This is a genomic window from Spirillospora sp. NPDC049024 (assembly GCF_040649235.1).
Taxonomy (GTDB): Bacteria; Actinomycetota; Actinomycetes; order Streptosporangiales; family Streptosporangiaceae; genus Spirillospora.
This window is the reverse complement of the sequence record NZ_JBEZFD010000011.1, coordinates 57146-81848: the sequence shown is the minus strand read 5'-3', so window position 1 is coordinate 81848 and position 24703 is coordinate 57146. Positions and strand designations below refer to the sequence as shown.

Here is a 24703-nt window from a genome sequence, read left to right as displayed (position 1 = left end):
GTCACACGCTCACGGGGGTCTCGACGGCGTCGGGGGTGTCGGTGGACTCGTAGGTGAAGGTGATGTCGCCCCAGGTGGACAGGGCGATGTCGAGTTCACGGCTGTGCTTGGCGGCGGCCCGCAGGATGTCGGGCCCCTCGGCGAGGTAGTCGCGGCCCTCGTTCCGCGCCTTGATCATCGCTTCCAGTGCGACGCGGTTGGCGGCGGCCCCGGCGGCGATGCCCATCGGGTGGCCGATCGTCCCGCCGCCGAACTGGAGGATGGAGTCCTCGCCGAGGTAGTGCAGGAGCTGGTGCATCTGCCCGGCGTGGATGCCGCCGGACGCGACGGGCATCGTCCCCGGCATCGACGCCCACTCCTGGTCGAAGTACAGGCCCTTCACCGGGTCGGCCTCCACCTTGTCCAGGCGGAGGGTGTCGTAGTAGCCGCGGACGCTGTTCGGGTCGCCTTCGAGCTTGCCGACGACCGTCCCGGCGTGGATGTGGTCGACGCCCGCGAGGCGCATCCACTTGGCGATGACGCGGAAGTTCACGCCGTGGGTCTTCTGCCGCGTGTACGTGGAGTGGCCCGCGCGGTGCAGGTGCAGGATGACGCCGTTCCTGCGCGCCCACTTGGCCATCGACTGGATGGCCGTGTAGCCGATGGTGAGGTCGATCATCACGATGACGCTGCCGAGCTCCTTGGCGAACTCGGCGCGCTCGTACATGTCCTCCATCGTCGCGGCGGTGACGTTGAGGTAGTGGCCCTTGACCTCGCCCGTCGCGGCCTGCGCCCGGTTGACGCCCTCCATGCAGTACAGGAAGCGGTCGCGCCAGCGCATGAAGGGCTGGGAGTTGATGTTCTCGTCGTCCTTGGTGAAGTCCAGGCCGCCGCGGAGGGCCTCGTAGACGACGCGCCCGTAGTTGCGGGCCGACAGGCCGAGCTTGGGCTTGACGGTCGCGCCCAGCAGCGGGCGGCCGAACTTGCCGAGGTACTCGCGCTCCATGACGATGCCGTGCGCCGGGCCCTGGAACGTCTTCACGTAGTGGGGCGGGATCCGCATGTCCTCCAGGCGCAGCGCCTTCAGCGCCTTGAACCCGAAGACGTTCCCGATGATGGACGACGTCAGGTTCGCGATCGACCCCTCCTCGAACAGGTCGAGGTCGTAGGCGATGTAGGCGATGAACTGGTTGTCCTGCCCGGGGACGGGCTCAACCTTGTAGCACTTGCCCTGGTAGTTCTCGTAGGAGGTGAGCCGGTCGGTCCACACGACCGTCCAGGTCGCGGTGGACGACTCGCCCGCGACGGCCGCGCCGGCCTCCTCCGGCGGCACGCCCTGCTGGGGGGTGATGCGGAAGGCGGCGAGGATGTCGCTGTCCTTCGGCTCGTAGTCCGGGCGCCAGTAGCCCATCTCCGCGTAGGGGATCACGCCCGCCGACCATCTGCCCGCGCTCATCGCCGCTCTCCTTCAGCCGAAGCGTTGGATGGGCGGGACGCGGCGCGCCGCCCCGGTGGAGGACGGCATGTCCCAGGGGATGGGGTGGAGCGCCGCGTCCCGGCCACGTGGAACCGTGACGCGTCCGAGCTTCGCCTCCCGATACTTGCGATGTCCATCAAGTGTTCTACGGTGACCGTTGAGCATTCGCTTGAACGAGGAGGCCGGACGTGACGGAGGCGCGGCTGCGGGCGCTCGTCGCGCTCGCCGACACCGGGTCCGTGCGGTCGGCGGCGCGGCGGCTGTACGTGACCGAGTCGGCGGTGTCGGCGGCGGTCGCGGCGCTGACCCGCGAGCTGGGCGTCCCGCTCGTCCGGCGGGAGGGGCGCGGCGTCCGGCTGACCGGCGCGGGCACGGTCTACGCCGGGTACGCGCGGCAGGTGCTCGGGCTGCTGGAGGAGGGGCGGGCGGCGGCGCGCGGGGCGGCCGACCCGAAGCGCGGGCCGCTGCGGCTGGCGGCGGTGACGACGGCCGCCGACCAGATCCTCCCCGAGCTGCTGGCCTCGTTCCGGTCGCGCTGGCCGGACGTGGAGCTGGCGCTCGAGGTGGGGCCGCGCCGCCAGGTGTGGAGCAGCCTCGCCGCGCACGAGGCCGACCTCGTGCTGGCGGGCCGCCCGCCCGCGGACGTCGCGGCTACCGTGCTGGCGAGGCGGCCGAACGAGCTGGTCGTGGTGGGCGCGCCGGACCTCGCGGCCGGCTTCGCCCTCGCCCGCACGCCGTGGGTGATGCGCGAGCCCGGGTCGGGGACGCGGGCGAGCGCGGACGCCTACCTGGCCGAGCGGGAGGCGGCGCCGCCGCGGCTCGTGCTCGGCTCGAACGGCGCGGTGATCGCGGGCGCGGCGGCGGGGCTCGGGGTGGCGCTGGTCTCGCGGGACGCCGTCGGCGCGGAGCTGGACGCCGGGCGGCTCGTCGTGGTCGACGCCCCGGGCATGCCGCTGGACCGGCCGTGGCACGCGGTCGCGGGCGCCGCGCCGACCGCGACGACGCTGCTGTTCGTCCGGCACCTGCTGGAGGCCCCCGGCTGGCGCCCCGCCACGCCGAGCGCCGCGGCTACGGCAGGCTCCAGAGGGAGACCGACAGCAGGCCCAGGCTGACGGCGATCAGGATCATCGCGACGGACCGCCCGCCCTCGCCGGACGGGGCCTCGTTCCGGCGCCTCACAAGCACCGCGAGCGCCACTAGGAAGCCCGCGGCGACCACGTCCATCGCCACGGCAAGCCAGGTCATAGCCACACCAATCGCATCATCGGAGCCACCCTAGAGGAGTGCGGTCCCTCACATCGGCGGGCCCGCGCGCATGAACGCGCCCGAACACGACAGAATCGTGTTCGGACTCGTGAAAGGGGGCCTCCATGACCGCCGACCGCCCGTACGACATCGTCCTGTTCGGCGCCACCGGCTTCACCGGCGCCCTCACCGCCGAGTACCTCGCCCGGAACGCCGATCCGGGCACGCGGTGGGCGCTGGCCGGACGCAACCAGGCGAAGCTCGCGGCCGTGCGCGACCGGCTGGCGGAGCTGGACCCGGCGTGCGCCGACCTGCCGCTGCTGCACGCCGACACCACCGACGCGGCGTCCATCGAGGAGATCGCCGAATCGGCACGGGTCGTCATCACGACGGTCGGCCCCTACGTCAAGTACGGCGAGCCCCTGGTGGCGGCGTGCGCGCGCGCCGGCACGGACTACGTCGACCTCACCGGCGAGCCCACGTTCGTCGACCGGATGTACGTGAAGTACCACGACGACGCGGTGCGCAGCGGGGCCCGGATCGTGCACGCCTGCGGGTTCGACTCCATCCCGCACGACCTCGGCGCGTACTACACGGTCAAGCAGCTCCCGGAAGGCGTCCCCCTGCACGTCGAGGGGTTCCTGCGGGTCCGCGGGGACGCCTCCGGCGGCACCCTGCACTCGGCCGTCGGCATCTTCGGCGACACCGCCGGCATGATCCGCGCCGAGCGCGAGCGCCGCCAGGTGGAGGACCGCCCCGCCGGGCGCACCGTCCGGATCTCCCGCCGCCCGGCGCCGAAGGCCCGCATAGGCGACGGCTGGACGCTCCCGCTGCCCACCATCGACCCGCAGATCGTGGTCCGGTCCGCAGCCGCCCTCGACCGGTACGGGCCCGACTTCTCCTACGGCCACTACGTCGCGGTCAAGCGGTTCGCCACGGCGGCGGGGATGGCGGCGGGCTCGGGCGCCCTGCTCGCCCTCGCGACGCTGCCCCCGACCCGCAGCCTCCTGCTGCGGCTCCGGACGCCCGGCGACGGCCCGTCGGAGGAGCGGCGCGCCCGCAACTGGTTCAGCGTGAAGTTCGTCGGGGAGGGCGGCGGCAGGCGCGTCGTGACCGAGGTCGCGGGCGGTGACCCCGGCTACACCGAGACGGCGAAGATGCTCGCCGAGTCGGCGCTGTGCCTCGCCCACGACGACCTGCCCGAGACGTCCGGCCAGGTCACGACGGCCACCGCGATGGGCGACGCGCTGATCGACCGGCTCGTCAAGGCCGGGATCACCTTCCGCGTCCTCGACGCGGGCTGAGCCCCGGCTTCAGGGTCGGCGGCGGCCGGGGATGGGGATGATCGCCTCGACGGTCGTGCCGACGCCGGGGCGGCTCGTCACCGCGACCCGGCCGCCGAGCAGCTCGGCGCGCTCCCGCATGCCGCGCAGCCCGTAGGAGTCGGGGCGGCGGCCCCGGCCGCCCCGCGCGAGGACGTCCCCCATCGAGAAGCCGGCCCCGTCGTCGGCGACCTTCAGCCGGACCCGGTCGCTGGAGTGCTCCAGCAGCAGGTCCACGCGGTTCGCCGAAGCGTGCCGCAGGCAGTTGCCGACCGCCTCCTGCGCGATCCGGTACAGCGCGGTCTGCACGTGGTCGGGCAGCTCGTCCTCCAGCTCGCCCTCGACGGTCACCGTCACGTCGAGCGGGCCGGGGCCGTCCCCGGCCTCCCGGGCGAGGGTGGCGAGCGCCGCCGACAGGCCGAGGTCGTCCAGGACGGGCGGGCGCAGCCCCCCGATCGCCGCGCGGGTCTCGGCCGCGGCCAGCTCGCACAGCCGCCGCGCCATCATGATCTGCGCGAGCCCCTCGGGATGGTGCTCGGGCAGCGCCCGCTCGGCCGCCGACAGGTGGAAGCCGAGGCTGGCGAGCCGCTGGGCGATGCCGTCGTGGATCTCCCGGCTCAGCCGCGACCGCTCGGCCTCCTGCGCCTCGACGGCCCGCTCGGCGAACCGCTCGGCCGCGTGCTCGCGCTCGCGGGCCGTGCGCAGCCGGCGGCACGACGACAGCACCGGCCCGAACAGCCCGGCGAGCGCGGTGACGAGCGCGACGTCGTCGGGCGGGCACGGGCCGGCGGACCGGACGTCCACGACGGCGATCACGATCCCGTCGGCGTGCACGGGGATCGCGGCGCCCCGCCCGTCCGGGTGCGTGCGGGCCCGGCCGTGCGCCGCGACCCAGCCGACCTCGCCCTCCCCCAGCGGGACGGGCTCGCCGCGCCATTCCAGGACGCGCTCCTCGTCGTCCAGGACGTACACGTCGCAGAACGTCAGCGTCCGCGCGGACCGGACGACCAGCTCGGCGAGCTTGTCGGCCATCCACGGCAGCTCGCGGTCGGAGCAGGCCACGCCCGCGACGCGGACGAGCAGGTCGCTCCCCCGCTCGGCGAGGAGTTCGAGGGGCCGGACACCGGTCACCGGAACAGCCCCTCGCGGAGCGCGACGGCGATCGCGGCCGACCGGTCGGCCACCTCCAGCTTGCGGTACAGGGCGCGCAGGTGGCTCTTGACGGTCTCCTCGCTGAGCACGAGCCGGGCGGCGATCGCCTTGTTGGACAGGCCGCCCACCAGCAGCGACAGCACCTCGCTCTCGCGCTGGGTGAGGCCGCGGTTGGCGCCGGGCCAGAACTCGCCGCGGGTGAGCCGGGCCGCGGTCACCGCCATCCGCCCGGCGAGCGTCGGGTCGACGACGGTCTCGCCCTGCGCGACCTCCTCCAGCCGCCGGACCAGCTCCGGGCCGTCCACCCGCTTGAGCAGGTAGCCGCCGGCTCCCGCGCGCAGCGCCTCGAAGACGTACTGCTCGTCGTCGTAGACCGACAGGAACACCACCCGGGACTCCGGGACGCGGCCGGTGATGAGGCGGCACAGGTCGAGCCCGCTCTCGGGGCCGAGCCGCACGTCCAGCAGGACGACGTCCGGGCGCAGCGTGGTGACCAGCCGGGTCGCCTCGTCCCCCGTCCCCGCCTGCCCGACGACGCGCACCCGGCCGGAGAACCCGGCCAGCATCGCCGTCAGCCCGGCGAGGATCATCTCGTGGTCGTCGACCAGGACGACGCGTACGGGGACACCCATTCCGGCACGATAACAACCGGAAGCTACTCACCAGTAGCCCCCGTTGGGAAAGGCGCCGCGCGGTTTCACCCCCGGTCTCACCTGATTGGGGGACGCTCCGCCGCGCCGACGCGCTTAGGCTGCACAGCGAAAACTGAATTCCGCAGGACGGAGGAGCCAGTGCCCCATCGGATCGTGCATATGCTCCGGGCGCGCGGGTCGGGCCGCCGCCCCGTCATGCTCGCCATCGCGGGGGACAGCGCGGCGGGCAAGACCACTCTGACCAGGGGGCTTGTGCGGTGCCTGGGGGCGGACCGGATGACGGCGGTCTGCGTGGACGACTACCACCGCTACGACCGCGCCGAGCGCGCCGGGAAGCCGTTCACGGCGCTGCACCCCGACTGCAACCACATCGACATCATGGAGCAGCACCTCCAGCTGCTGTCGATGGGCGAGCCGATCCTGAAGCCGGTCTACGACCACGCGACCGGCGAGCTCGTCCGGCCGGAGCTGGTCGAGCCCCGCGACTTCGTGATCGTGGAGGGGCTGCTCCCGCTGCACACCCGGCTCGCGCGGGCCTGCTTCGACATCACCGTCTACCTGGACCCGCCCGAGCCGCTGCGGCACTCCTGGAAGGTGCGGCGCGACTGCGAGAAGCGCGGCTACAGCCCTGAGCAGGTGATGGCGGAGCTGGCCCGGCGCGAGCCCGAAAGCGCCGCCTACATCCGCCCGCAGCGCAAGCACGCCGACATCGTGGTCCGGTTCGCGCCCGTCGCCGGCCGCCTCGACCCGCCCGGCACCCCGCTGTCGGCCGAGCTGCTGCTGCGCCCCACCATCGACCACCCGGAGCTGGCCGACGTCCTGGAGAGCGGCCCCGGCGACGGCGAGACCGCCATGCACCTGCGCCTCCACCGCGACACCGACGGCCGTCCGGTGGACGCGCTGCACGTCCACGGGTACGTCTCGCCCGAGGAGTCGCAGGTCGTCAAGAAGGCGATCTGGGAGCGCCTCGGCCCCCGCGCCGGGGCCGCCCTGCCCGATCCGGACGCACTCGGCCGCATCGGCGACACCGGCACCAGCGACCCGCTCGCCATCACCCAGTTGCTGCTGCTCTACCACCTGCTCGACGCGGACCACCGCCAAGCAGCGTGAACGGAGCGAACGGGGGTGTGGGGGGTCGCCCCCCACAAGCAACACGCATGAGTGAAGCGAACCGGGGGGTGTGGGGGGTCGCCCCCCACAAGCAACACGCTTGAGACTCCGCGTGCGTGCGGGGAGGCCCCGGGGCCTTGGACCTGTGCCCCGGGCCGCACGTCCGCGGCCGCCGGGAGGGCGTCCTGAGCGGGCGCGAGGGGCGCCCTCCCGGTTCTCTACAGCTCGTTCCAGGGGATCTCGGGGCGGTCGATGGCGACGACCGCGAGCGACTGGCCGCCCCGGATCCTCTCGTCGGGCTCGGGCGCCAGACGGAAGCGGGCGTCCGGGCGGTGCGAGTCGCCCACGGCGAGGAGCGTGTTCCCCCGGCGGAGGAGGAAGACCGCCACGTCGATCCGGGTCCACTCGCCGGCGTCCTCGGGGATGTCGACGCGGTACAGGGTGCCGTCGCTGTCGAGCGTGCTCGCCAGGTCGTGGTAGATGGCGGCGATGCCCGGGTTGCGGATCGCCGCCGCCGTCACGGCGGGATCGTCGATGTCGACCGGCTCGATGTTCTCGCCGACCAGCCGGAGGGCCTCGGTGATCTCTGCGCGGCGCCCGCCGTCGCGCACCCCGGCCAGCAGATGGACGGACGGGTCCCCGTTGCGCCGCAGGTAGGCCTCGACGGTCAGCATCACCCGGACCGTCTCGTCGTCGCTGCGGCCGACCACCAGGACCGTCCGCGCGTGCTCCAGGCAGGCCCGCTCGAAGGCGGTGTCGTCGAACACCACCACGTCGTACAGCTCCGGGTCGGGGTTCTCCCCCGCCAGCTCGCCCGGCCAGAAGACCGTCACCACCTGTGTCTTCGCGAACTGCGGGTCGGCGCGCAGCTGCCGGATGATGCCGACCAGCCCCTCACGCTCGTACCCGACGATCACGATGTGCCGTCGCCTGTGCAGCCGCGCCTGGCCGTTGGCCCTCATGGCCCGTCCCTTCCCCATCCAGAGCGTCAGCTCGGCGAACATCACCAGCCCCGCGGTCAGCCCCGCGATCATGACGAGCACCCCGCCGACCCGGCCGCCGACCGTGGCCGGGGCCAGGTCGCCGTAACCGGTGGTCGTGCCGCTGACCAGGAAGTACCAGATGTACTCGTGCGGCTTCTTGATCTCGGCTCCGGGCTCCTCGAACACCGCGATGAGCAGCCAGCCCGCCACGAAGGCGGTGAGGAGGACCAGCGCGGGCACGCGCCACGTCCGCCCGGTGATCCGGTGCACCAGGCGCATCAGCACGATCGGCATCCGCGAAGAGTCCCACCAGGCAAAATGCCGCGTCAAGCCTGGAAGAGCCGGGGTTGCCCCAGTTCGGCCCGGAGCGGGGGTACGCGTCCAGATCCGGCCGGTCTCCTCAGAGCGCGGGACCCCGTTTCAGGACGCGCGATAGCGCCGCCGCGACCTCCTCGGACAGGCCGCCGTCGGCGGGCGGCTGAGCGCCCGAGTGCACCAGGTCGGCCTGGTCGGGCTCCTCCCGGACGGCGTCGCGGGTATGGCCGCAGTCACGGCACTCCACCTCGCCGAGCCGGCAGACCAGCGCGGCCGAGCCGCACTCCGAGCAGTGGTCCAGCTCGTCCGCCCAGTCGTGGACGACCTGGCACCGAGGACAGATCAGGACCTGGTGGTCCGCCCGGACCCCGCGCTTCCACGGGCTCGCCCCGCGCACGGGGTCGGTCTGCCGCGCCCCGCAGCGAAAGCAGGGCATCACACCTCCAGGGGTGCGGGGGCCGGTTCCGGCCATCCGGTCCGGATGGCCGCGAAATGAGCCGGAACCGGTCCGGTTCGCTCAGAGCCCGGCGAGCGCCTTGCGGTACTCGTCGATGTCACGTGCGTCCGGGATCGCGTTCACGACCTTCCAGCGGACCACGCCCTCGGTGTCGATGATGAAGGTGCCGCGCTGCGCGACGCCCCTGACCTCGTCGAACACCCCGTAGCGCTGGGCCGTCCCGCCGTGCGGCCAGAAGTCGGCCAGCAGCGGGAACGGGAAGCCCTCCTGATCGGACCAGGCCCGCAGCGCGAACATCGAGTCGACGGAGACCGCGAGCACCTGCACGTCGTCGCCGGCGCCGTCCCCGGCGACCAGGCTGGACAGCTCGTCGCGGAGCGCGCACAGCTCGCCCGTGCACACGCCGCTGAACGCCAGCGGATAGAACACCAGGACGACGTTCCTGCCGCCCCGGAAGTCCGACAGCCTCACCGGAGTGCCGTGCTGGTCCTTCAGCTCGAAGTCCGGTGCGGTGTCGCCTACGTTGACCGCCAAGATCTCTCCAGCCCCGGCGCTACTTGCGCACCTTGGGGGCGACCAGCCGCGTGCCGGACCACTCCCGGGCCGCGCTGACGCTGCTGGTCTGCGACAGGCCGGCGGTCTGCGCGGCCTCGCCGATGTCGCTCGGCTCCACGTGCCCGTCCCGGCCCGCCTTCGGCGTCAGCAGCCAGATGTTGCCGCCGCCGGTGAGCGGGATCATCGCGTCGGTCAGGCCTTCGAACAGGTCGCCGTCCTCCTCGCGCCACCACAGCAGCACGATGTCGACCACGTCCTCGTAGTCCTCGTCGACCAGCTCGTTCCCCGTGAGTTCCTCGACGGAGCGGCGGAGCTCCTCGTCGACGTCCTCGTCGTAGCCGATCTCCTGCACCACCTGGCCCGGCTTGAGGCCGAGCCGTTCGGCCAGGCTGCGCTCAGACTGCGCCTGACCCGCGGTCGCGCTCACGAAAGTCCTCCCATTGTCGTCAGTCCGCACGGTTCGAGCCCTTGTCGCTCTCGGCCCCCCTGGACGGGCGGCCCGCCCGCACCTGTGCGGTGTTTGCGGGACAGTCCACACAAGTGAGGGCCCCTTGCGCAAGTGTCTTCCCGGCTTTTGGTGACCCCATTGGCCCGATTACGAAGATCCCGGTCACCGGACGCCCACCGACCGTGATACTGGCCCGCTCAACTCCGTACCCCGCAGAGAGGCGCCCGGCCGCACCTTGAGGTTCACGCTGCTCAACCCTGCACCATGCGGCAGGACGACCTCCCACACTCGCCGGTTTACCGTGCTCATTCCTACAGCATGTAGCGAAACGACCCCCGACACCCCGCGATTCGCGGTGCTCAACCCTGCACCATGTGGAGGGACGACCCCCCACACCCCCCGGTTCGCGCCGCTCAACCCTGCACCATGTGGAGAGACGACCCCCCACACCCCCCGGTTCGCGCCGCTCAACCCTGCACCTTGTGGGGGGACGACCCCCCACACCCCCCGGTTCGCGCTGCTCATCCTTTGAGAAACGACAGCCGAACCTGCCGATCGGGGTTGTCGACATTAAGGTCGACCAAGGCCACCGACTGCCAAGTGCCCAGCGCGAGGCGTCCGCCCACGACCGGCAGGGTCGCGAACGGGGGCACGAGGGCGGGCATCACGTGCGACCGGCCGTGGCCCCGCGAGCCGTGCGCGTGCCGCCAGCGGTCGTCCGCGGGCAGCAGGTCGCCCAGGGCCGCCAGCAGGTCGTCGTCGCTGCCGGAGCCCAGCTCGATGATCGCCACGCCGGCGGTCGCGTGCGGGACGAAGACGTGCAGGAGCCCGTCACCACCCGCGGACGCGGCGAAACGCTCGCATTCCGCCGTGATGTCGTGCACGGCCTCGCCCGTACCGGTGGTCACCCGGACCACGGTGCTCTCCATGATCCCGTGTCTACCCCATCCGCGGCACCGGACGCATCCGCTCCGAGACAGAACCGCACGGGGACGGATCCGGGGCCGGTGCCGCGGCTAGCGGGACGCCTTGGCGCGCGGTTCGATGACCGCGTCCGGCCCCGGGTACACGAGGGCCTCGTGGCCGTCGTCGAACCTGACCAGGTACGGCGGGCCGCCGTCCTTGCCCCGCACCTCGACGATCTCGCCCATGCGGTCGGGCTGCCCCACCACGTTGGCGTGGACGTGCAGCCGGTCTCCGATCTTTCCGTTCATCCTTCCCCCAAGCTCACCCGTCCGCCGCCGGGGCGGACCGTGCCGGGCAGGTGGGCGCTCGTCGGCTCCCAGGGTGCTCGTCGCCCCCAGCCTCATACCTTCCCCGCACCCGGCTGGAGGGAATCTCCCGGGGACCGTGAAAAAGGTGGTCGCACCGGGTCGGCCCCCGCGCTGACCGGGGACAATGGTTACTGGTTGGTAGAGATGCGTTAGCCGAGATTAGCGGCGACGATGGATCACGAACCGAGGCGACGAACAGTCTGCCGGGACCGGTGGCCTCCCGCGCGGCGGCCCAGGTCTGACCAGCACAGACGGTAAGGACAGAGGGGACCCCGTGGCTTCCGGACGTCAACGCTTTTCGATCATCAGCGACGGGCTGCCGAGCCAGCTGCCCGACATCAACCCGGACGAGACCCGGGAGTGGCTGGAGTCGCTGGACACGGTCATCAAGACCGAGGGCCGCGGCAGGGCGCGCTACGTGATGCTGCGGCTCCTGGAAAGGGCGCGTGAACTCCAGGTCGGCGTACCCGGCCTGCGCAGCACCGACTTCATCAACACGATCCCGCCGGAGTCGGAGCCCTGGTTCCCCGGCGACGAGCATGTGGAACGGCGCATCCGCGCCTACATCCGGTGGAACGCCGCGATCATGGTGTCGCGGGCGAACCGCCCCGAACTCGGCGTCGGCGGCCACATCGCCACCTACGCCTCCGCCGCCTCGCTCTACGAGGTGGGCTTCAACCACTTCTTCCGCGGCAAGGACCACGGCGAGTCCGGCGACCAGGTGTTCATCCAGGGGCACGCGGCGCCCGGCATCTACGCGCGCGCGTTCCTCGAGGGACGGCTGCCCGAGGAGAAGCTCGACGGGTTCCGCCAGGAGCACTCGCACCCCGGCGGCGGCCTGTCGTCCTACCCGCACCCGCGGCTCATGCCGGACTTCTGGGAGTTCCCCACGGTGTCCATGGGCCTGACCGCGATCGACTCGGTGTACCAGGCCCGGTTCAACCGGTACCTGTACAACCGCAAGATCAAGGACACGTCCCGCTCGCACGTGTGGGCGTTCCTCGGCGACGGCGAGATGGGCGAGCCGGAGTCGCTCGGCGCGATCGGCCTCGCCGCCCGCGAGGAGCTCGACAACCTCACCTTCGTCGTCAACTGCAACCTCCAGCAGCTCGACGGCCCGGTGCGCGGCAACGGGAAGATCATCCAGGAGCTGGAGTCGTTCTTCCGCGGCGCCGGCTGGAACGTCATCAAGGTCATCTGGGGCCGCGACTGGGACCCGCTGCTCGCGCAGGACGTCGACGGCGTCCTGGTCAACCAGATGAACACGACCCCCGACGGCCAGTTCCAGACGTTCACCGTCGAGTCCGGCGAGTACATCCGGGAGAAGTTCTTCGGCGCCGACCCCCGGCTGCGCAAGATCGTCCAGCACCTGTCGGACGACGAGCTGCGCAAGCTGTCGCGCGGCGGGCACGACTACCGCAAGGTCTACGCGGCGTTCAAGGCCGCCCGCGAGCACGTCGGGCAGCCGACCGTGATCCTCGCGCACACCATCAAGGGCTGGACGCTCGGCTCCGACTTCGAGGCCCGCAACGCCACCCACCAGATGAAGAAGCTCACCAAGGCCGAGCTGAAGGAGTTCCGGGACCGCCTCTACCTGGACATCCCCGACTCGGCGCTGGAGCAGCCGCTGCCGCCCTACTACCACCCGGGCGAGGACTCCGAAGAGATCCAGTACATGCGCGAGCGCCGCGCCGCCCTCGGCGGGTTCCTGCCGAAGCGGGTCGTGCGGGCCAAGCCGCTCAAGCTGCCCGGCGACCCCGTCTACAGCGAGCTGAAGAAGGGGTCCGGCAAGCAGAACATCGCGACGACCATGGCGTTCGTCCGGCTGCTCAAGGACCTGATCAAGGACGAGAACATCGGCGCCCGGTTCGTACCGATCGCCCCGGACGAGTACCGCACGTTCGGCATGGACTCGCTGTTCCCCACGTCCAAGATCTACTCGCCGCACGGGCAGACCTACGACGCGGTCGACCGCAAGCTGCTGCTGTCGTACAAGGAGGCCGAAAGCGGCCAGATGCTCCACGAGGGCATCAGCGAGGCCGGCTCGATGGCGTCCACCATCGCGGCGGGCACCGCGTACGCCACGCACGGCGAGCACATGATCCCGGTCTACATCTTCTACTCGATGTTCGGGTTCCAGCGGACCGGCGACCAGATGTGGGCGCTCGGCGACCAGATGGGCCGCGGGTTCCTGCTCGGCGCCACCGCCGGCCGCACCACGCTCACCGGTGAGGGCCTCCAGCACGCCGACGGCCACTCCCCGCTGCTCGCGGCGTCCAACCCGGCGTGCGTCCACTACGACCCGACGTGGGCGTTCGAGCTGGCCCACATCGTGAAGGACGCGCTGCGCCGCATGTACGGGTCGTCCGAGGAGCACCCCAACGGCGAGGACGTCTTCTACTACCTCACCGTCTACAACGAGCCGTACCAGCAGCCCGCCGAGCCCGAGAACCTCGACGTCGACGGGCTCCTCAAGGGCCTGTACCGGCACAAGGCCGCCCCGGAGGTCGCCTCCGGGAACGGCGAGGCCCCGCGGGCGCAGATCCTCGCGTCCGGCGTCGGCGGCCGGTGGGCCCTGGAGGCGCAGCGGCTCCTCGCCGAGGACTGGGGCGTCGCCGCGGACGTGTGGTCGGCCACCTCGTGGAACGAGCTGGCCCGCGAGGCCCGCGCCTGCGACGACTGGAACCTGCTGAACCCCGACGCCGAGCAGCGCGTCCCGTACGTCAGCCGGGTCCTCGACAACGTCGCCGGGCCGATCGTCGCGGTGTCGGACTACATGCGCGCCGTGCCCGACCAGATCGCGCCGTGGGTCCACGGTGACTACACCTCGCTCGGCACGGACGGGTTCGGGTTCTCCGACACCCGCGCCGCCGCCCGCCGGTTCTTCAACGTGGACGCCGCGTCGATCGTCCTCGCGGTGCTCACCCGCCTCGCCCGCCACGGCGAGATCAAGCCGGAGACCCTGACCGAGGCGATCCGGCGCTACAAGCTGGACGCCGAGGTCAGCGACGTCTTCGCAGGCGGCGTCGGCAGCGCAGAAAGCAACACGGGCGGCGACGCCTGAGGTTGAGGCCCGAAGGGGTGATCGCGGAGGTGTAGGCCGCGATCACCGCCGGGCGCGGTGAGGGCCCCGAGGTTCGCCTCGGGGCCCTCTCCATGTCCGCGTCTAGGACGCGGGCGGGGTGAACACGCCGAAGGTGTTGCCGGACGGGTCCTGCAAGTAGGCGAACTTGAGGCCGTTGGTCGTGGTCAGGGGCGGCATGGCGACCTTGCCGCCGGACTTCACGGTCTGGTCGCAGACGGCTTCGACGTCCTCCACGAGCACCAGGAACATCGCGTGGTTGCGGGACGCGTCCGGCTCGTGGGAGATGCCGCCTGACGGCATGTCGGCGCCCGGGTAGGTGACCAGGTCGTAGCCGTCGGCGTCGGGGTCGAGCGCGAACTGCCAGCCGAACATGTCGCCGTAGAAGCGGCGGGCCTCCTCCGGCGCGTCGGTACCGACCTGGAACCACGTGACGGTGTTGAAAGCGGGAACGTTCATTGGTCTCCTCCTCGAAACGCTGCTGCCGACAGCGTGGAAGAGCCCCGCGACAACCCCATGTCGGAGTTTCCGAACGAATTCGATCCGAGCGATCTTTCTCCTCAGGTCCTCCCGGCCCCCTCCATCGTGGTGAAGCCGGTCCGCCAGCTGGAATGGCGGGGCTGCCAGCCGAACGATCTCGCGCGGGCGTTCCTCGCTCCGCGCTGCCAGCCCGCGCGGCCGGTGGCCGGAGGCGGGGGCGGAGCCCCGAACGCGGCGGCCAGGACGGGCAGCCAGTCCCGGGCGGCCGCCGGGTCGTCGTCGACGATGTTGACCGGGCCGCTCGGCCAGTCGAGGGCGGCGACCGCGGCCCTGGCGGCGTCCTCCACGTGGACGAAGGAGGTGACGCCGTCGTCGGCCTGCAACCGGCCGACGAAGGCGGCGGCCCCGCCGGCGTCGCCCTCCCCCCGGAGCACGTCGGCGACGAGACCGTCCGGCGAGTACCAGGTCCCCGGCCCGTAGAAGGTGCCGTAGCGCAGGACGACGTGCTCGTCCAGTTCGGCGGCCGTCTCCTCCAGGGCCGTGATGCCGCCGATCATGTTCGACCGCGGCGGAGGGGCCGACCGGTCGAGGGGGACGTCCTCACCGGCCGGCGCGTCCCCGGGCGCGTAGGCCCAGGCGACGGACTGCGCGACGATGCGGGTCACGCCGGCCCGCACCGCGGCGTCGACGAGGTTGCGCGTGCCCTCCCTGCGGATCCGCCCGTTGTCGGCGGGCGTGCCCTTCGCCAGCGCGGTGAGCTGGTGGATCATGGTGTCGGGGGATGCGGCCGCGACCGCCCCGGCCAGGCCGTCGGCGTCGAACACGTCGACCTGGACGGGGGTGGCGCCTTGCGCGCGCAACCGGTCCAGCCCTGCCCGGGTCCGGGCGGTACCGGTGACCTGGTGTCCGGCCTCGAGGAGAAGCGGCACCAAGAACCGGCCCACGGCGCCTGTGGCGCCGGCGACGAAGACGCGCACGGCGGGCTCCTTTCTCTGCGGATCTTCGATGGGCCCCCGTGGCCGGGCATGACGGGGCAGTCGAGCGGCCCGGCCTCCGGGCACCGCCAACCTACGAGCGGAGCGGCCCACTAGGCTGGGCCATTGCATGGACGAAAGATTGGACAGCTTCGCGCCTCCTCTCGGGCCGGGCTTCGGTCCGGAGCTGCTCCTGCAGATCCCGCCCCGTGGCGGCCGGCGGCGGGCGGTCGAGGAGGCGCTGCGGTCCGCGATCCGCGACGGGCGGCTCAGGGCCGGGACGCGGCTGCCCTCCAGCAGGGAGCTCGCCGCCCAGCTCGGGCTGGCCCGCGGGACCGTGGCCGCCGCCTACGAGCAGCTGGTCGCCGAGGGCTGGCTCACCTCACGTTCCGGATCCGGCACGCGCGTCGCGGCCGGGGCCTCCACGCCGGCCTCCACCGCGCCGGAGCGCCCGGTCCCGGCGGCGCCGCGCCATGACCTGCGACCCGGCCAGGCGGACAGCAGCTCCTTCCCGCGCGACTCCTGGGGCCGCGCCATGCGCCACGTCCTGCGGGAGGCGCCTGCCGACGCCTTCGCCCGAGGCGACGCCAGGGGGCGCCTGGAGTTGCGCACGACGCTGGCCGCCTATCTGGGCCGCGTGCGCGGGGTCCGTGTCGACCCGTCCCATGTGGTCGTCTGCTCCGGGTTCACGCAGGCGCTCGCCCTGCTCACCGAGGTCTTCGCCGAGCTCGGGACGGGCCGCGTCGCGATGGAGAACCCGGCGGTCGGCAACCATGTCCGCATCGTCTCCTCCCGTCTGGACGTGGCCGACATCGCCGTGGACGCCGACGGGATGTCCTGCGCGGAGCTGTCCGCCTCCGGGGCCGGGGTCGCCGTGTGCACGCCGGCGCACCAGTTCCCGCTCGGGATGAGCATGGCGCCCGCACGCCGCGCCGACCTGCTGGCGTGGGCGGACGAGAACCTCGGCTGGATCGTCGAGGACGACTACGACGGGGAGTTCCGCTACGACCGCAAGCCCGTCGGCGCGCTCCAGGCCCGCCGGCCGTCCCGCGTCGTGTACGCCGGGTCGGCCAGCAAGAGCCTCGGCCCGGCGGTGCGGCTCGGCTGGATCGCCTGCCCGCCGCCGCTGCTCGAACCGCTGGTCGAGGCCAAGCGCCGGGCGCAACCGACGAGCCCGCTCGAACAGCTCGCACTCGCCCGCCTGATCGACTCCGGCGGCTACGACCGCCACCTGCGCACGGTCCGCCGCTCCTACCGCCACCGCCGCGACCTGCTCGCCGAGGCGGTGGCCTCCCGGCTGCCGCGCACGCGGGTGCGCGGGATCGAGGCGGGCCTGCACGCCATCCTCGAACTGCCGTCCGGCCCGCCTGACGAGGCGGCGTTGACGGCCGCCCTGCGCCTCGCGTCGGTCGACGTGCACGCGCTCGGCGCCTACCTGCGCGCTCCCCTCGACCGGGAACCGCGGCCCCCATCGCTGGTCGTCGGGTACGGCAGCCCGCCGGCACGCGCCTACCGGCCCGCGATCGACGCCCTGGTCGGCCGCCTGAGCGAACTCGGCACCGGCTGACCGGACGGGAGCGGTCGGCTCCGCGGCACCAAGCAGCCCAATGATCTGACCACCGAACGGCCCATCCGATGGGGCCGATCGGGTCCTAGCGTGCCGGGCATGGAAGACACGCAAGAGTCGGGCACCGTCCTGACGTTGCTCGCGGAGCAGCAGCCGTCGATCCCTGACGGGGCCTGCGCGATGACGGTCCTCGTCGAACTGCCTCCCGGCGATCCGGGCACCCCGCCGCACCGCCACGCGGGCCCGGTGTTCGGCTACATGCTCGAAGGGGAAATGGTCTTCGAACTCGAAGGCGAGCCCGAGCGGGTGGTCCGCGCCGGCGAGACGTTCTGGGAACCCGGCGGCGACGTCATCCACTACCAGGCGGCCAACAACCTCACCGACGGGTGGAGCCGATTCGTCGCCGTGATGATGTGCGTCCCCGGCCGGCCGATGCTCACGCTGGTGGACGACGAGGAGCTCCGGCAGCGGCGAGACCGCCGCGCACCCCGCGACTGACCCCGCGCCACGCCCCGAAGCCCTTCAGATGAGAAAAGAGCAGAGATGACGAACCGTTCTCCGGACCGGACACCGGAACCCGGACCGGCCCCCCTCGACACGCCCCTCGACATCTATGACGCGGTCGGGCTCGCCGAACTGATCAGGAACGGCGACCTGCGCGAGAAGGAGGTCCTCGAACTGGTGGCCGACCGGATCGCCACGCGCGATCCGGCCATCAACGCCCTCGTCGCCACCCGCCTGGACGAGGCACGCGACGAGGTGGCACGGGGACTGCCGGACGGGCCGCTCCGCGGCGTCCCGATCGGGATCAAGGACCTCTACTGCGACGTGGCCGGCCTGCCCTCGACCCACGGCAGCCGGATGTTCGAGCACGCGGTCGCGAAGCGGGACGCCGACCTGGTCATCCGCTACCGCGCGGCGGGGCTCGCCGTCCTCGGCAAGACCAACACGGCGGAGTTCGGCGCCAGCGCCAGCACCGAGCCCGCGCTGCACGGGCCGACGAGGAACCCCTGGAACCCCGCCTACTCCGCGGGCGGCTCCAGCGGCGGGGCGGCCGCCGCCGTCGCGGCGGGCATTCTGCCCGCCGCGCACGCCACCGATGCCGCCGGGTCCATCCGCATCCCGGCCTCCGCCTGCGGGCTGTTCGGCATGAAGCCGTCCCGCGGCCTGGTCTGGAACGGTCCGCGGGCCAGTGCCCTGTCGGTCCCGATGGCCGTCTCCCACGCGGTGACCCGGACGGTGCGCGACAGCGCGGCCCTGCTGGACGCCGCCGCCGGAGCCGTCCCCGGCGCGCCGTTCGCGACCCCCGCCATGGAGGAGCCCTTCTCGGCGGCGGTGCGGCGGCCGCCGGTGCGCCTGCGCATCGGCTACACCACGGTCGCTCCCGACGGCACCCCCGTCGATCCCGAGATCGCCGCCGCCGTCGAAGAGGCCGCCGCGTTGTTCGAACGCCTGGGGCACGAGGTCCGCGCCGCCGGGCCCTCGTTCGATCCGGACCTTCCGGGCAGGGCCCTGGACGTGCTGTTCGGCGCCGGGCTGCGCGGCCTGGTCGACACCGTGGTCCGTGCCCGCGGCCGCGCCCTCGGCGACGACGAACTGGAGCCGATGACCCGGCGGCAGTACGAGGAGGCGGCCGGCGTCACCGGCAGCGCCGTCCTCCACGCCTTGCAGGAGACGGAACAACTCGGCCGCACGGTCGCGGGGTTCTACGCGGATCACGACATCTGGCTGAGCCCCACCCTGCCCGCACCACCGCCCCGCCTGGGCGTCCTGGACACCGCCGTCCCCGGCACGGCCGACGTGATCGCCCGGTACACCGTGTTCACCCGGATCGCCAACCTGACCGGGCAGCCCGCGGCGTCCCTCCCCTTCGGGCGCGACGCCGCGGGCCTGCCGATCGGCGTCCAGATCACGGCACCGCACGGCCACGACGCGGTCGTCCTGCGGCTGTCAGCCCAGTTCGAAGAGGCCGCCCCGTGGGACTGGACGGCCCCCCGACCTCCCACGGCCTGAGCACGGCTCATCCACCGGCCGAGGGCCGCGGGCGGCACGCGGAACCCCATGATCCCTGCGCTCGCAGCCCGGCACCAGGTCATCCGGGTCGACCTCCCGGGCTGCGGGCCGTCACGGCCCGCGCCGTCGTACGACCTACCCGACCGGGGCGGCCCGCGGGGCCGGGCTGCTGGACGACCTCGCGGGCTCGCTCATCCTGATCGGCACCGCCCCGCGTCCGGACGCGCCCTGCGACGGCCGCGCGTCCGATGAACCTCCCGGACGACCTGGTCACCGGAGTCCAGGCCCTCACGTCCCGCTCGATGAGGCCTAGGGCGCGGGCGGGGTGAAGACGCCGAAGGTGTTGCCGGACGGGTCCTGCAAGTAGGCGAACTTGAGGCCGTTGTTCGTGGTCAGAGGCGGCATGGCGACCTTGCCGCCGGACTTCACGGTCTGGTCGCAGACGGCGTCGACGTCCTCCACCAGCACCAGGAACATCGCGTGGTTGCGGGACGCGTCCGGCTCATGAGAGATGCCACCGGACGGCATGTCGGCCCCCGGGTAGCTGACCAGGTCATAGCCGTCGCTGTCGGGGTCGAGCGCGAACTGCCAGCCGAACATCTCGCCATAGAACCGGCGGGCCTCCTCCGGCGCGTCGGTACCGACCTGGAACCACGTGACGGTGTTGAAAGCGGGAACAGTCATGGTTCTCCTCCTTGGAACGCTGCTGCCGACAGCGCGGAAGAGCCCCGCGACAACCCCATGTCGGAGTTTCCGAACGAGTTCGCGAAACGGAACTCCGCCCACACGATCGTGCGGTCCCCGTCCGTCCGGTACCCCCAGCGGTCCGAGAGGGCTTCGACGATCCGCATCCCGCGCCCGCTCTCGGCGCCGTCCTCCGCCTTGACGCGGGGGCGCCTGCCGTCCGCCCCGTCGTCGGCGACCTCCAAGCGGTGAATGCCCTCTCCGACCAGGAGGCTGACCGTCACCCAGCCGCCGTCACCCGAGGCCGTGTGGAGGATGGCGTTGCAGACGGTTTCGCTCCCGACCGTCATCAGGTCGTCCAGCGCGGGATGGGCCGGGGGCAGCATGTCCCGCAGGAACCGCCGCGCGTTCGCCACCGACCTGGGGACGCCCGGCAACGTGATCGCGCCGACCACGACCAGGTCGCCGCTCATCACCCCGCCACCCACGACACGCCGGGCCGCGCCGCCGAGTGCCGCGCCTCCCATCCCACCGGAATTCTTCTCGTCTCGGGCGCTCCCATCGTGCGCCTCCCTTCGGTTCGGAGTCGCCCGCCACACTCACCGCCCGAAGCCCTCGTGTCAGGCGGCCTGAACGTTCCCCGACTGAACGTTCAACCGCCCGCGTTTCCGTGCACGAGCCACCACACTCGGTGACATTCTTAAAAGATGCCTTCCGGGAACGCCCCCACCGTTCGCCAGCGCCGGATCGGCTCGGCGCTCCGCAAAGCCCGCGACCGCCACAACCTGACCGTCGCCACCGTCGCCCGCCGCTTCGGCCGCTCCCAGGGCTGGGTGAGCATGGTCGAGAACGGCCTCCAGTTCGTCGCCCCCGAGGAACTCAGCGACTTACTCGACTTCTACGAGATCGAGGACGGCCCCCTCCGCGAATCCCTCCTCCACCTCGCCACCCACAAACCCGGCACATGGGTACGCGAGCGCGAGGGCCGCATCTCAGCCGCAGCCCTCGACCTCGCCAGCCTGGAGGAAGACGCCGCAAAGATCCGCACCTTTCAGTCCACCATCGTCCCGGGACTTCTCCAGATCCCCGACTACATCCGAAAGATCATTGCGATCGGCCCCGCTAAGAATTCCCATGTCGCCAAGACCCTGGTTGACTTCCGCATATCTCGCCAGCGGGTATTGAGCCGCCCTGATCCGCCTCGCTACGTGCCGATCATCGCAGAATCAATCCTCCACTACCAGGTCGGCGGCGATCCCGAGATACGCCGCGCCCAGGTTCGAAGGCTAGCTGAAGCTGCACGACTCGATCATGTGAGCCTGCACGTGCTTCCCTGGTCAGCAGGCGAGTACCTCGGACTCACCACCCCCTTCCATCTGCTCTCCCTACGCCCACCTGGACGGCTCACTGTGACCGTGGTTGATCAGCTTGGTCAGAGCATCTTTGTGGAGGACGACGATGAGGTCGCCACGCACGAGCAGACCTTCGCGCAATTGCTGTCTGTATCGCTCAGCAGAACCGCTTCTATGAAGCTCATAGACGAGATAGCGTCACAAACATGAGCTTTTCCGATCCACCCCAGGCCCGATGGCGCAAGAGCACACATAGCGGCCCGGACGAAGGCGAGTGCGTCGAGATCGCCGTCCTTAGCGGCCACGTCGGCATCCGCGACAGCAAGAACCCCGCCGCCGGACACCTCACCCTCACGCGCCAGAACTTCGCCGCCCTTCTCACCCGCCTCGCCGCACAGCCATGACCACGCCGCCCCACTGGCGCAAGAGCAGCCACAGCGGCGGCAACGAGGGCAACTGCGTCGAGATCGCCGACCTCGACGGCCACACCGGCATCCGCGACAGCAAAAACCCGGCCGCCAGACACCTCGTCCTCACCCGCCGGGCGTTCACCACCCTCCTAAACGACCTGACGTCACAACCATGAGAGCCACCAGCCGCTGGCGGAAGAGCACCTACAGCGGCGGCGACGAAGGCAACTGCGTCGAGATCGCCGACCTCCACGACCACATCGGCATCCGCGACAGCAAGAACCCCGCCGCCGGACACCTCACCCTCACCCGCCAACACTTCACCAGCCTCCTGGCCCATCTGGCATCACAACCGTGATCGCTGACCGGGACACAATCGCCCGCTCCCACGAACGCCTTAAGGGCCGCCACAGCCCGGCTCACCCCACGTGGGTAGGCCGAACTGGTGCGCATGCACGGCACCGGCGACTACACCATCACCGAGCTGATGGAGCTATTCTCCGCTGGTGGGGCGACGGCGTACCGCGTCCTGAACCGCGTATCCGACCAACCGAAGGGCCACCCTGAGGCAAGCCCTCGGGGAGGCCACAGGCGTGAAGCACTCGGCTGGTTCACTTTCGGTGATGGTCGCGCAGATGAAGGTCAGCTGGGTGATCGAGGAGAATCTGGAGCGAATCAGCCAGATTGTGGCCCGGGGACGCGCCGACGACCTCATACTCCTCCCCGAAGGAGCGCTATCGGGATACGGCACCGACCTGTCACCACTGCAGGACCACTCCCGGATCACAGATGTAGAACTGGCGGCCCGACACGTGGCCGATCTTGCACAACGACATGAGATCCACCTGTTCTGCGGGTCGCTGGCCTGGGACCGCGGCGCGTGGAGGAACGCTGTGTTCTACTGCGGCCCTGATGGCCAGCGGTGGGTCTATCACAAGGTCAATCTGGCCATGAGTGAAAGAGACCACCTGCGGCCTGGGGACCGGCTGGCGCCAGTGTCCCTGTCCACTCAGACAGGCACGGTCACCGTGGGGGTGCAGATCTGCCGCGAGATCCGCTTCCCCGAACAGTGGCGCCATCTCGTCGACGCCGGCGCCGACCTGCTGCTCTTCCCCACTCACGCAGCCAACCCAACCGAACCCGCCGGTGTCTGGCGCAGCCACCTCATCAGCCGAGCCGCCGAGAACCAGCGGTTCGTCCTGGCCTGCAACGCCGCCGAACCCCTCCAACACTGCCCCAGCATGATCGTCAACCCTCGCGGCGAGGTTCTCGCAGAGACCGCCTCCGCCGACCCCGAACTGCTGCGGGCGACCATCGACTTGAACCAGACCATCGACTTGAACCAGACCAGCAACTGGTACCTCGACCAGCGACAGGACCTGACCAGCACCTGATCCGGGGTCAGACACGCAGGCGCAGCCTGACTCCCCTTTGAGAGATGGATCCCACGTTTAGGAATCCCCTCAATAGAGCGAGGAGTTTGGTGTCGGGTCGCCCGCCCGGCCCGCCGACCGTGCGCGGAGGGCCGGACGCCCGACTGATCCCCGGTCCCGACTGCAGGTGGCTTGCCTCGTAGCGGGACACTCCCTCCGCTGACCAGATTAACCCTTTAGTTGTTTTTGTGGTGCCGGGCTACTTTGAGGGGAATGCTCGACTTCTGCAAGTATGTAAATCGGATTCCACTTTCTCCGGGTCTCACCTATCCCCACGGTAACAATAATCAGCCTCCAATCTCGCGTCTATTGGTCCACCTGTTCGATATACTCTGTGCATGTGTTCGGTCACGGATATGGATCTCGGTGTGGCGTCCACCCAGGAGTTGGTGGACGCCGCCGCCGCGATCGCCGCCGAACTCGCCGCCCGCCCCGCCCCCGAATCCCCAGCGGCTTGCATGGAACTCGCCGAGACGCTAGCCGCCGCCTCCGACGCCCACGAGGCCGCGCTGGCCGGGTTCATCGCCCGAGTCGACGCGACAGGTGAGACGCGCCGGTGGGGGTTCCCCTCCACGCAGGCGTGGCTGCGGTCCCGACTGGGCATGCGCGACGCGCGCGCCAGGGAGCGCGTCACCCTGGCCCGCCATATCCACCGGCTCCCTGTGGTCGCCGAACTCCTGGCCAGAGGTGAGTTGTCCTACGGCTACGCCACCACGGTCGCCGACGCCGTCGCCCGCCTCGACGATGACGACTGCGCCAAGGCCGAGACCCTGCTGCTGGACATGATCGGCCAGGGCTTCTCGGCAGGGAAGGTCGCCGTGTTCGGCCGGCGCATCCGCGAGGTGATCGCCGAACGCGACGGGCACGAGCAGCCCCCCGACGACGTCCAACGCGGGTATGAGCGGTCCTGGATCACCTCCACCCGCTCGCTGGACGGCGGCCGCTACTTCAACGGCTGGCTCAACCCCGAGGACGCCGCCGTCTGGGACGGCACCCTGGCGCCCCTGGCCAAACCGGCCGGGCCCGACGACCACCGCGACCTGCCCGAGCGCACCGCCGCCGCCCTGTCGAGTGTGCTGGCCGGTGGGCACAAGGCCACCAAGGTCACCGTCATCTGCGACCTCGAAACCCTTACCGGCGGCCACACACCCGCGAGGTCTACCGACGGCACACCAATCCCCGCGCCGCAGGCCCGCCGCATCGCCCTGGCCGCCGGAGTCTCACCCCTGCTGCTGGGGAACGGCCACGCGCCGCTGTACCTGGGCCACCGGGTCCGGTTCGCCACCGCCGCCCAACGCCAAGTCCTGGAAACCCTCTACCCCACCTGCGCGGTGCACGGCTGCGAAGTCCCCGGAATCTTGTGCGAAGTCGACCACGTCAACGGATGGGCCCTCGGCAACAGCCCCACCGACATCGACAAACTCGCCCTGTGCTGCGGATGGCACAACCGCTACAAACACACCAACCCCCAACACATCCACACCACCCAAGACCCCGCCACCGGCCGCTACCTCTACCGGCTCCACCCACCCGGCACACCAACCACCCACCCACCGACCACCAATCCGCGCACAGTCGAGCCAGGCACAGTCGAGCCAGGCACAGTCGAGCCAGGCACAGTCGAGCCAGGCACAGTCGAGCCAGGCACAGTCGAGCCGCGCACAACCCTCAACTGGGCCGCCTGACCAGCGGCGCGCGGACGGCGGAGCCGGGACAAACCGCTCACCCGGCCCGGACG

General features: G+C 71.4%; 27 protein-coding genes. 13 read left to right on the top strand and 14 right to left on the bottom strand.

The genetic code is table 11. The features are described from left to right. Position 1: 1 nt before the first annotated feature. Positions 2 to 1435, bottom strand: a complete 1434-nt coding sequence (locus tag AB0C21_RS21360; protein ID WP_500206303.1) for a form I ribulose bisphosphate carboxylase large subunit — start codon at positions 1433 to 1435, stop codon at positions 2 to 4. Between the two features lie 209 nt (positions 1436 to 1644). On the opposite strand from AB0C21_RS21360, the gene AB0C21_RS21355 reads away from it, so the two are divergent. Beyond that, on the top strand, positions 1645 to 2568 hold the full coding sequence (locus AB0C21_RS21355) for a LysR substrate-binding domain-containing protein (RefSeq protein ID WP_500206302.1): 924 nt from the start codon (positions 1645 to 1647) through the stop codon (positions 2566 to 2568). On the opposite strand, the gene AB0C21_RS21350 is transcribed toward AB0C21_RS21355, so the two are convergent. Continuing rightward, positions 2525 to 2701, bottom strand: coding sequence for a hypothetical protein (locus tag AB0C21_RS21350; RefSeq protein ID WP_160161069.1), 177 nt, complete (start codon positions 2699 to 2701; stop codon positions 2525 to 2527). The two genes, AB0C21_RS21355 and AB0C21_RS21350, sit on opposite strands and share 44 nt — an antisense overlap. A 125-nt stretch (positions 2702 to 2826) precedes the next feature. Here AB0C21_RS21350 and AB0C21_RS21345 point away from each other — a divergent pair, with 125 nt between their 5' ends. Further along, positions 2827 to 4005, top strand: coding sequence for a saccharopine dehydrogenase family protein (locus AB0C21_RS21345; protein ID WP_500206300.1), 1179 nt, complete (start codon positions 2827 to 2829; stop codon positions 4003 to 4005). Between the two features lie 9 nt (positions 4006 to 4014). Here AB0C21_RS21345 and AB0C21_RS21340 read toward each other — a convergent pair whose 3' ends face one another. Next, positions 4015 to 5154 (bottom strand): GAF domain-containing sensor histidine kinase, encoded by a 1140-nt coding sequence (locus AB0C21_RS21340; RefSeq protein WP_500206298.1) that lies wholly within the window; start codon positions 5152 to 5154, stop codon positions 4015 to 4017. Then, a complete protein-coding gene (locus AB0C21_RS21335) occupies positions 5151 to 5807 on the bottom strand; it encodes a response regulator (RefSeq protein WP_149262242.1) in 657 nt (218 codons plus the stop codon). The genes AB0C21_RS21340 and AB0C21_RS21335 overlap by 4 nt, the downstream gene beginning before the upstream one ends. 180 nt (positions 5808 to 5987) lie before the next feature. On the opposite strand from AB0C21_RS21335, the gene AB0C21_RS21330 reads away from it, so the two are divergent. Beyond that, positions 5988 to 6938: a phosphoribulokinase gene (locus tag AB0C21_RS21330; protein ID WP_500206296.1), complete on the top strand. Its 951-nt coding sequence runs from the start codon at positions 5988 to 5990 to the stop codon at positions 6936 to 6938. A gap of 218 nt (positions 6939 to 7156) precedes the next feature. On the opposite strand, the gene AB0C21_RS21325 is transcribed toward AB0C21_RS21330, so the two are convergent. The 6 genes from AB0C21_RS21325 to AB0C21_RS21300 form a co-directional block, all read right to left on the bottom strand. Then, positions 7157 to 8215, bottom strand: coding sequence for an ion channel (locus tag AB0C21_RS21325; RefSeq protein WP_500206295.1), 1059 nt, complete (start codon positions 8213 to 8215; stop codon positions 7157 to 7159). 106 nt (positions 8216 to 8321) lie between these two features. Beyond that, a complete protein-coding gene (locus tag AB0C21_RS21320; RefSeq protein ID WP_149262239.1) occupies positions 8322 to 8672 on the bottom strand; it encodes a hypothetical protein in 351 nt (116 codons plus the stop codon). An 81-nt stretch (positions 8673 to 8753) separates the two neighbouring features. After that, a complete protein-coding gene (locus AB0C21_RS21315) occupies positions 8754 to 9227 on the bottom strand; it encodes a peroxiredoxin (RefSeq protein ID WP_149262238.1) in 474 nt (157 codons plus the stop codon). 19 nt (positions 9228 to 9246) lie between these two features. Then, the gene (locus AB0C21_RS21310; protein ID WP_149262237.1) at positions 9247 to 9675 is read right to left on the bottom strand and encodes a DUF3052 domain-containing protein; all 429 of its coding nucleotides are present in this window, start codon (positions 9673 to 9675) and stop codon (positions 9247 to 9249) included. Between the two features lie 542 nt (positions 9676 to 10217). Next, positions 10218 to 10625 (bottom strand): YjbQ family protein, encoded by a 408-nt coding sequence (locus AB0C21_RS21305; RefSeq protein WP_149262236.1) that lies wholly within the window; start codon positions 10623 to 10625, stop codon positions 10218 to 10220. Between the two features lie 87 nt (positions 10626 to 10712). Then, positions 10713 to 10910 (bottom strand): DUF1918 domain-containing protein, encoded by a 198-nt coding sequence (locus AB0C21_RS21300; protein WP_500206292.1) that lies wholly within the window; start codon positions 10908 to 10910, stop codon positions 10713 to 10715. 334 nt (positions 10911 to 11244) lie between these two features. Between AB0C21_RS21300 and aceE the strand changes: the two genes are divergently transcribed. Next, a complete protein-coding gene (gene aceE / locus AB0C21_RS21295) occupies positions 11245 to 14034 on the top strand; it encodes a pyruvate dehydrogenase (acetyl-transferring), homodimeric type (protein ID WP_500206289.1) in 2790 nt (929 codons plus the stop codon). A 102-nt stretch (positions 14035 to 14136) separates the two neighbouring features. Here aceE and AB0C21_RS21290 read toward each other — a convergent pair whose 3' ends face one another. Together AB0C21_RS21290 and AB0C21_RS21285 are read right to left on the bottom strand one after the other, a co-directional pair. Then, entirely contained in the window at positions 14137 to 14511 is a 375-nt protein-coding gene (locus AB0C21_RS21290) for a VOC family protein (protein ID WP_500206287.1), read from the bottom strand. A gap of 101 nt (positions 14512 to 14612) precedes the next feature. After that, positions 14613 to 15509 (bottom strand): NAD-dependent epimerase/dehydratase family protein, encoded by an 897-nt coding sequence (locus AB0C21_RS21285; RefSeq protein WP_500206285.1) that lies wholly within the window; start codon positions 15507 to 15509, stop codon positions 14613 to 14615. A gap of 127 nt (positions 15510 to 15636) precedes the next feature. Between AB0C21_RS21285 and pdxR the strand changes: the two genes are divergently transcribed. The 3 genes from pdxR to AB0C21_RS21270 all read left to right on the top strand — a co-directional run bounded on the left by pdxR (position 15637) and on the right by AB0C21_RS21270 (position 19086). Next, positions 15637 to 17073 carry a MocR-like pyridoxine biosynthesis transcription factor PdxR gene (gene pdxR / locus AB0C21_RS21280; protein ID WP_500206283.1) on the top strand — a complete coding sequence of 479 codons (1437 nt, stop codon included), beginning with the start codon at positions 15637 to 15639 and terminating at the stop codon, positions 17071 to 17073. Positions 17074 to 17172: 99 nt separating this feature from the next. Then, positions 17173 to 17571, top strand: a complete 399-nt coding sequence (locus tag AB0C21_RS21275; protein ID WP_500206281.1) for a cupin domain-containing protein — start codon at positions 17173 to 17175, stop codon at positions 17569 to 17571. A 45-nt stretch (positions 17572 to 17616) separates the two neighbouring features. After that, positions 17617 to 19086 (top strand): amidase, encoded by a 1470-nt coding sequence (locus tag AB0C21_RS21270; RefSeq protein ID WP_500206279.1) that lies wholly within the window; start codon positions 17617 to 17619, stop codon positions 19084 to 19086. Positions 19087 to 19395: 309 nt separating this feature from the next. On the opposite strand, the gene AB0C21_RS21265 is transcribed toward AB0C21_RS21270, so the two are convergent. After that, positions 19396 to 19770: a VOC family protein gene (locus tag AB0C21_RS21265; protein ID WP_500206278.1), complete on the bottom strand. Its 375-nt coding sequence runs from the start codon at positions 19768 to 19770 to the stop codon at positions 19396 to 19398. After that, on the bottom strand, positions 19767 to 20243 hold the full coding sequence (locus AB0C21_RS21260; protein WP_500206276.1) for an ATP-binding protein: 477 nt from the start codon (positions 20241 to 20243) through the stop codon (positions 19767 to 19769). The genes AB0C21_RS21265 and AB0C21_RS21260 overlap by 4 nt, the downstream gene beginning before the upstream one ends. A 234-nt stretch (positions 20244 to 20477) precedes the next feature. On the opposite strand from AB0C21_RS21260, the gene AB0C21_RS21255 reads away from it, so the two are divergent. The 6 genes from AB0C21_RS21255 (at position 20478) to AB0C21_RS21230 (ending at position 24650) form a co-directional block, all read left to right on the top strand. After that, positions 20478 to 21332: a helix-turn-helix domain-containing protein gene (locus AB0C21_RS21255; protein WP_500206275.1), complete on the top strand. Its 855-nt coding sequence runs from the start codon at positions 20478 to 20480 to the stop codon at positions 21330 to 21332. Then, positions 21329 to 21526, top strand: coding sequence for a DUF397 domain-containing protein (locus AB0C21_RS21250; RefSeq protein ID WP_500206273.1), 198 nt, complete (start codon positions 21329 to 21331; stop codon positions 21524 to 21526). The genes AB0C21_RS21255 and AB0C21_RS21250 overlap by 4 nt, the downstream gene beginning before the upstream one ends. Further along, complete coding sequence (locus AB0C21_RS21245) at positions 21523 to 21708, top strand: DUF397 domain-containing protein (RefSeq protein ID WP_500206272.1); 186 nt, start codon at positions 21523 to 21525, stop codon at positions 21706 to 21708. Before AB0C21_RS21250 ends, AB0C21_RS21245 begins: the two co-directional genes overlap by 4 nt. Continuing rightward, positions 21705 to 21890 carry a DUF397 domain-containing protein gene (locus AB0C21_RS21240; RefSeq protein ID WP_500206271.1) on the top strand — a complete coding sequence of 62 codons (186 nt, stop codon included), beginning with the start codon at positions 21705 to 21707 and terminating at the stop codon, positions 21888 to 21890. The genes AB0C21_RS21245 and AB0C21_RS21240 overlap by 4 nt, the downstream gene beginning before the upstream one ends. A 265-nt stretch (positions 21891 to 22155) precedes the next feature. Continuing rightward, complete coding sequence (locus AB0C21_RS21235) at positions 22156 to 22926, top strand: carbon-nitrogen hydrolase family protein (protein ID WP_500206270.1); 771 nt, start codon at positions 22156 to 22158, stop codon at positions 22924 to 22926. A gap of 395 nt (positions 22927 to 23321) precedes the next feature. Further along, entirely contained in the window at positions 23322 to 24650 is a 1329-nt protein-coding gene (locus tag AB0C21_RS21230) for an HNH endonuclease signature motif containing protein (RefSeq protein WP_500206269.1), read from the top strand. Positions 24651 to 24703 lie beyond the last annotated feature (53 nt).